We start from the raw sequence: 800 nt of genomic DNA, 5'->3' as shown, positions 1-800 counted from the left end.
GATATTACATGCTTTAATTACTAAAGAGACAAATGGAGATAGAGGTTTTAAAGGACTTGTTGAGTTTCTTATACCAATGGCTAAAGAGTGGTATGTAGATAACTTTGAGCCTAGAGTATTATGGATGGAATTATGTAGAGAAAGAGCATTCTTATCAGAAGAGTACACTGAAAAATTACTTTCAGATGTTGATGAACTATTAAAAGACGTTGAAGTATATCAGGAATTATTAGAAGAAATAAGAGAAGAAGAGCTACGAAAATTAGAACGTGAAGAAAGACTTAGACAAATGATTGAACAACGAGAATTAGAACATGAAGAAAGAATCCAAAGACATATGCAGAACTTAAATATTAGTAGAGAAGAATATGAAAATAATGAAGATTTAATTAAAGAAGAAGCACATAGATATATAAATAAAGATAGTATTTTTGAACTTAGAATTAGCAAGAAAACACCTAGAAAAGAAGTTCTTGAGTTACTTCAACATTATGAAGAATTATATGATTCTAGTAAATTCTACAGTGATGAATATGCTTCTTCAAAACTAAATATTATAAAAAGGATGGGAACTATAATTTTAAGGTACGTAGAGGGCTTAGTTTTGAGGTTGCGCCTGAGAGTGCAAACATTATTATAGATGGAAAAATATTACAATAAATAAAACAGTGGGATACAAAATGCTGACATTTAAAGAATTATAAAACAATTGATTAGACCTAAATTAATTTCTAGGTCTTTTTTATTTATAAAAAATAACCGTGCAAGTCCAAGCACGGTCGTAAACAAATATATTCTAT

At 28.6% G+C, this 800-nt stretch carries 1 pseudogene; it reads left to right on the top strand.

The features are described 5' to 3' along the window. A pseudogene (locus ACF91D_RS30965) lies at positions 1 to 640 on the top strand (hypothetical protein); the annotation flags it as partial. Positions 641 to 800 lie beyond the last annotated feature (160 nt).

This window comes from Staphylococcus sp. 231237_7MaSpsaltlick (assembly GCF_043107035.1).
This window is presented reverse-complemented; position numbering and strand designations above follow the sequence as displayed.